This window comes from Streptomyces albidoflavus, from assembly GCF_000719955.1.
GTDB classification, from domain to species: Bacteria; Actinomycetota; Actinomycetes; order Streptomycetales; family Streptomycetaceae; genus Streptomyces; species Streptomyces albidoflavus.
In genome coordinates this window covers 1-5,803 of sequence record NZ_JOII01000075.1, presented here as the reverse complement: position 1 = coordinate 5,803, position 5,803 = coordinate 1, and the positions used below count along the sequence as shown (strand labels likewise).

6 protein-coding genes are annotated in these 5,803 nt (G+C 68.7%); all 6 read right to left on the bottom strand.

Annotated features, from left to right (window positions below; translation table 11 throughout):
• Positions 1-611: 611 nt before the first annotated feature.
• The 6 genes from IF45_RS0130915 to IF45_RS0130890 all read right to left on the bottom strand — a co-directional run bounded on the left by IF45_RS0130915 (position 612) and on the right by IF45_RS0130890 (position 5,314).
• Positions 612-902, bottom strand: coding sequence for a hypothetical protein (locus IF45_RS0130915; protein WP_030310915.1), 291 nt, complete (start codon positions 900-902; stop codon positions 612-614).
• 17 nt (positions 903-919) lie between these two features.
• Positions 920-1,480, bottom strand: a complete 561-nt coding sequence (locus IF45_RS0130910; protein ID WP_129854262.1) for a hypothetical protein — start codon at positions 1,478-1,480, stop codon at positions 920-922.
• Positions 1,477-2,292: a hypothetical protein gene (locus tag IF45_RS33515; protein WP_169749604.1), complete on the bottom strand. Its 816-nt coding sequence runs from the start codon at positions 2,290-2,292 to the stop codon at positions 1,477-1,479. The genes IF45_RS0130910 and IF45_RS33515 overlap by 4 nt, the downstream gene beginning before the upstream one ends.
• A gap of 170 nt (positions 2,293-2,462) precedes the next feature.
• Positions 2,463-3,326 (bottom strand): hypothetical protein, encoded by an 864-nt coding sequence (locus tag IF45_RS0130900; RefSeq protein ID WP_030310911.1) that lies wholly within the window; start codon positions 3,324-3,326, stop codon positions 2,463-2,465.
• Between the two features lie 15 nt (positions 3,327-3,341).
• Positions 3,342-4,547, bottom strand: a complete 1,206-nt coding sequence (locus tag IF45_RS31780; protein WP_051720761.1) for a hypothetical protein — start codon at positions 4,545-4,547, stop codon at positions 3,342-3,344.
• Entirely contained in the window at positions 4,547-5,314 is a 768-nt protein-coding gene (locus IF45_RS0130890) for a hypothetical protein (RefSeq protein WP_030310907.1), read from the bottom strand. Before IF45_RS0130890 ends, IF45_RS31780 begins: the two co-directional genes overlap by 1 nt.
• Positions 5,315-5,803 lie beyond the last annotated feature (489 nt).

Genomic DNA, 5,803 nt, shown 5'->3' with positions numbered 1-5,803 from the left:
ATCGTCACGGCGGCCGTGGGGGTTGCTGTGACCGCTTCGCGGCCCCTTGACCTGGGGTTTTGCCGCTTCGCGGCTAGGCTGGCTAGGAGGGGTGGGGGTGACCTTGTCGGTTCCGTTTCCCTCGAACTTGGTTTCTATTTCCCTCACCTCCCCTTATCGAATTTCTTTACATTCCCCACCATAAGGGCTAATCAAATCTTTGTCAAGCGTGGTGGTCGCCTCTTTATCCGGTGCCTTTTCAGGGTGATTTCCAGGCTTTATCAGAATGCCTTAGCGATTGTTTTCAAACGGCCGAAGGCCGTTTTCCTTTGCCCCGCAGGGGCGGGCCCCGGCGCGAAGCGCCTTAAAGGGGCCCACCGCGATAGCGGCGGCCCGATAGGGCCGGGTCTTTTCCGCCCCGTGGCCGAAGGCCACTTAGGGGGCGGGTTTCCTTTCGGGCCCGCGAAGCGGGACCAGGCCGCCCGTGGCCGAAGGCCACATAGAGGCGGCCCAGCCCGAAGGGCTGTCGATTGGCCGCGCATTTGGGCACGGAAAAAGGGTGGCCATTCACCGGCCACCCTTTTTCTGTTGCCTAGTCGTTACCTAGGCCGTTCTGTCAGTCCGTCATGTGGTCAAGCCGAGGGCTCGATTTCCTCGGCCCGCTCCTCGTCGAGCTCGGCCTCAAAGTGCATGAGGCCCGCGTCGATGACGAGTTCCGGGGCGCAGCCGTTGAGGCGGGCGAGGTGGAACAGGTCGGCGAGGAGGTCGCCGCCCAATTCCCTGAGTACGTCGTCTCCCACGTCGAGGGTGCCGTCGATGTAGTTTTGCCCGGTCTCTTTGCCGAATGCCTCCAGGGCCGTGAGTGCCCAGTGTGCGCGGGTCTTATTGGCCTCGGCGGTGCCGCCCGCGTAAAGGTCCGTCATTTCCCTTTCCCCTTCTTTCACTTGCCGTAGACGGCGATTGCGGCGCGGACCTTGTCCGCGTCGAGGCACCCGGGGTGCCGGAACGTCGAAGGCGGGTTGCCGTTGCGCCCGCGCAAGTGCGACCAGTAGCGGGGGCCCTGCCACCCGCAGAGCTGGCACCGCAGGAACCACGGGTTATCGGCCCCGGGGTAGCCGCCGAGGGGGGTCCAGAGGAATTCGGCGAGTCCGTCCATTGCCTTGCGCGCGGCCTCGGTGTTCCGGGGCGTGGCAGGCATTCGCGGGTGAAGGAGGGGCACCGGCCCGACCAATTCGCGGGGCGCGGTCTCCTGGTCCTCCTCGGAGTTCTGCGGGGTGATCTGCCGCAGCTCGTACATGGCGACGAGGTAACCGGCGGCGAGTTCCTTACCGACGCTTCCGGCGGCGACTCGGATCTCTTCGTTCTGTCCGGCCGGGACGGCGTACCAAGCGCCGTGCCACCGGTAAATGCGGCCGATGTGCAGTCCGTTGAATCGGACCGGGTAACGGCATTCCTGGTTCGGGTCGCCGAGTTCGTAACGACGCGTTTCGTTGTTGGTCACTTGCTCCACCCCCACCACGAACGGACCTCTTCGGCGTCCTCGCCGTAGTTCTCCTCGACCATTTCGGCGAAAGAGGCGCCGGGGTTGGTGAGGCTCGTAATTGCGGCGTTCACGACGAGGTTGATTGCGTCCTCTTCGGGCTCGCCGAGGCTGATCGCGCCGAGGATCATGTCGGCACCCGCGTTGACGGCGGTCCGAACGCTTTCCTCGGAGTAGCCGAATTCGGGCCGCTTGATTCCGAGGCGGCGGGCGTCGATGTACGCCGCGAGGGATTCCGTCGCGTTCCGCATCGAGTCGAGGCGGGCGTATTCGGCGTTCGGGCACTCGTCGGCGGTGAGGAAGTCCTCGATTGCCTCCATGAGGCAGGCAAGGGAGTGGGCCGGGTCGGTGGTGGTCGACAGGGTTCCGTCGGCCGCTACTCCCCAGACCTCCATTCCGTCGAGGTCAATGTCGCGGCGGTCGAGGAGGTCCCCGCATTCGGGGCACTGGAACAGGCCGTCAGGCCGGACGCAGTAGGCGGAGAGTCCTCCGCACTGCGGGCAGCAAATTGGGTTCACTGAAAGCTCGCCTTTCGCGTAGCGCTTCCGGGGCGTGACCCAGGAGGCCGCGCGGCACGGCGCGTGCTTTTCGGCCCGGTGCGCGCCGAAGGCGCAGGGCCGAAAACCCTTTGCCGGTGCGCGCCGAAGGCGCAGGCAAAGGGCGGTCCCGCGAAGCGGGACCGAATCGCCGGTGAACGCGCCGAAGGCGCCCGGCGATTCGCCCGGAGGGCCCGCCAGGGCCCGCAGGGCGGTGCGCGGCGTGCCGTGTGGCACCCTGGGCCACGCCCCGGAAGAAAGGGCCCGTTAGGGCCTCTTGGGGCCCTGCGCTACGCCCTACCGCGCCTTGCTGCGCCCTCTTGCTGCGCCCCGGCCCGGAACCCGCGAGACCCCCCTCCCCGTGTGTCGGGAGGGGGGTCTCGCGGCTTCTCGGCGGCGGTGCCCTGCTACTTCGCTGCGCCTCGTTCAAGGAGGCGGAACACGGCTTCTACGCGGCGCTTGTTCTGCGGGCGATCCCCGAGGAGGGCGAGGACCGTCTCGGCCGTCTCGCGGGCTCCCTCGGGGTCTTCCAGGGCGAGCCGGGCCCATGCAGCGTGCATGTTGCTGATCACGCGCTGCGTCTCGTCTTCGGGGGCCCCTGCCTCGCGGCGGCGCTGCGCCGTCTCAACGAGGAGCTCCACCGCCGGGGCCCAGTCCTCCATTTCCTCGACAGCTCGACGCGCGGTGAACGTGGACCTCGTCGTCATCATGTTGACCGTGGGCGGCGCGAGGGGACCAAAGGCGTCCGCGAGGGCCGTTTCGAGCTGGGCAGCGGCGGCAATGGCCTCGGCAAGACGTCCGGCGCGCTCGTGGGCGACGAGCTCGGCCCAGGCCGATGCGTACTGCGGTGGGAGCGGCGCGGCCCACTCGGGCGGGGCGGTAGCCATGGCTCGGCGGGCCTCCTCGGGGGCGAGGGGCACGAAGGAACTGCCCGCGGGCGGGGAGCCGTGGGCCGCAGGGGGGGCCTGTGCCGGCACCGGTGCGGGTGCTGGCGGCATCGGGTGGGGGCGGTCGAGCGTCACCACGTCGCCGTCGGCGTCCACGATCAGGGGCCAGGCCGTCCCGTCGGCCTCCTTGGCGAGCACGCGGACGGGGCGGCCGTGAAAGGCGGCCTTGATCCGGACCTCGGCCAGCGCGCGGACGCGGGCCTCGGTGGTGTCGAGGCCCGGCTCGGTGACCCTCTCGCCGTTGACCGCGGCGACGCCGGTCGAGCTGACGGTGATGGTGTAGACCGGGGTCGCTGGAACGGTGTCGGGGTCGGTGATGGTCATTGATCTTTCTCCGATCTATCCACCCTTGGGGAAATACGGTGGCGCCCAACCGACATAGGTAGAACCCCACTTTGTTTCAATGTCGGTGGCCGGTACAACATCGATGTAACCCGGGCGAACAATATCGTTGCTGGCGATTTTTCCGTCACCGAGGTAGACAGCAACGTGCCCCGCTCGCCCACCGGTTTCCCAATACATGAGCGCACCGGGAGGGGGGTTCCTGTCCTTGTCGTGCTTCATGTCGGCCGGCATCTCACGGTAGTGGTCGATGGCGTAGGGCACTCCGGAGAAACTCCAGCCGTACGCCCTGGCAACGAACGCGAGGCAGGCGCGATACCAGTCCTTGCCGCCAGTCTTGGCCTCCTTCTCCGCCCAGGCGATGGCGTCCGCGGCACTGCGGGGGTTCTTCACGGTCGCGGGCCACGGGGCGTCACCGTCATGGAAGGCGTCACCGGGCTTGCCAGGTCGGTCGGCGTCTTCGGGGTAGCACTTGGCATCGGGGGCGTCGTCTTGGTCCGGGTTCATGGTGGCGGTGTCGTCGCCTGATCCCTGGTCCTCGTCCGCGTCACCGCCCTTGCCGGGGCGGTCGAGATCGAGCCCGGCCTCGGCGGCGATCTTCCGGGCGGCGTCCTCCTGGCCGTCGTACAGCTCGGGGTACGCAGACCTCTGCACTTCCTGTGCAGCCTGGCCGAGGCCCATCGCCTCCCACCCTTGGATGTCAGCCAGGCCGTGAATTCCGGCGGTGGTGTCGCGGCTCGCTCCGAAGAAGAACATGCCGGCTGCGTACTTGGGTTGCATGATCTGCGTTTCCGTACCCCAGCCCTGCGACGGCCGTTGCTGGAACAGGCCGATCGAGTCGAGGTGGCCGTAATCAATGTTGAGGAGGGTCGACTCCTGTAGGGCGGTCATCAGGCCGATGAGCGTTGCCCGACCGGACAGGCCGCCGCCGTCGGCCACCTTGTCGATGATCTTGGCGTTCGCAATCTGGTTCTTCCGGATGTTGCCGGTTGGCTGCTGGGCGGTGCCCCCTCCGTAGTCGACGCCGGGTGTTCCGCGTTCGCCGCAGGAGTCGGCCAATGCCTTCCCGGCCGTGCCGGCACCGAAGATGCCGACGACAACCAGGAAGATCACGAACACCACCGACGCTATGGCAGTGGCCTTGATCTTGAGTCCGGTCCCGGCGAAACGGCCCAGGGTCCGGACGGCGTCGCGTCCGTCCACTACAGCCCCAGGATTCGGGAGACGCGCCACCCGTCGCCGTCACCGTTGGTCACCTCGACCTGTAGCACGGTCGTTTCGCTGTAGTCCTCGTACCCCTCGACGTCTACCTTCGCCGTGGTCTTCCGCCAGACACGAACGGGGGTGTCCACCGGCAGATCAGTGCCGGCGGGCTCGACCTTCACCGTGCGCACGGTTGCCACTCCCCCGCGACTGACCAGCTTGGACCATTCCGGGTCGGTGTGCCCGGCGAGGTTTTCAATCAGGGCCGCCGTCATGTACGGCTCGGCCCGGAGAGCGCTCGCCGTGTGGTCTCCGTCCTTGGGCGGGTTGCGGGTGAGGTAAATCCGGATGGCCTCCTCGGCGACGTGGTTCGGCTTGCTGAGGTCGACGCTCGGGGACGGCGAGGAGCTGCTCGGCGTCGCCGCGGGTTCCTCGTTCTCCTGGGCTCCGGGCATCGGGCTTGCGGTGGCCGTGACGCGGTCACCCCTGTGGCTCTCGCCGAGGAGTCCCGGCCAAAGGAAGCGGGCCCCCACGCCAAGGCCCAGGATCACCACCACGATGATCAGGGCCCCGGCGGGGCGTAGCGGGTCGCGGCGACGCTCCTCTCGTACGTACTCCTTCGTACGCCGGCGGACGTCGTCGCGGTGCTCGCGCTTGGCCTCGCGTCGTGCGCGGCGCCCCTTGGTCCTCTTGACCTCCTCGGGATAGGAGTACGAGGCGAGAATCTCGCGCCACTCCTCCGGGGTCGGTTCGTCGTTCTTCGCCATGGCTTACCCCCGTCGGCCGGTGTTCCTGGGCGCCGGGACCGCGGGGGCCGCTGTGCGGCGTGCCGGTGCGGTGGCGCGGGGCGGCGGCTGCGTGGACCCGGACGGGCGCGGTGGCGGACCGTTGGGCGTGCTGCGGATGACCGTCGCCTGAATGATCTTGGGCTCGCCCGCCTGTGCGGGCGGGGGTGCCTGCCGGAAGGCATAGTTCGGGGCGCCGCCGCCTTCCGGACGCATGACCGGGGTCGGCCCCGGCCCGATGGCCGGACGCGCGGTCGTGCTGCCCTCTTTGCCGCTGGGAAGTCCGGCGCGGGGCCTCGACGGCTGCGGGGGGAGGGAGGCGCGGGCTTTGCCGGAGACGTCCGAAGGCTCGCGGTCGAGCGTGATCACTGGGGAGTCTGAGCGTCCGCCGGGCGGGAGCGTCGGGCCCCCGGGCGTCGGCGGGAGCGCCGGGCCCCCAGGCGTCGGCGGGAGCGGACGGGGCACCGGGCG

Bases quoted from the DNA above. Each gene is read 5' to 3' on its own strand.
- IF45_RS0130915 (WP_030310915.1), bottom strand. From the start codon at position 902: ATGACGGACCTTTACGCGGGCGGCACCGCCGAGGCCAATAAGACCCGC.
- IF45_RS0130900 (WP_030310911.1), bottom strand. From the start codon at position 3,326: ATGACCATCACCGACCCCGACACCGTTCCAGCGACCCCGGTCTACACC.
- IF45_RS0130890 (WP_030310907.1), bottom strand. From the start codon at position 5,314: ATGGCGAAGAACGACGAACCGACCCCGGAGGAGTGGCGCGAGATTCTC.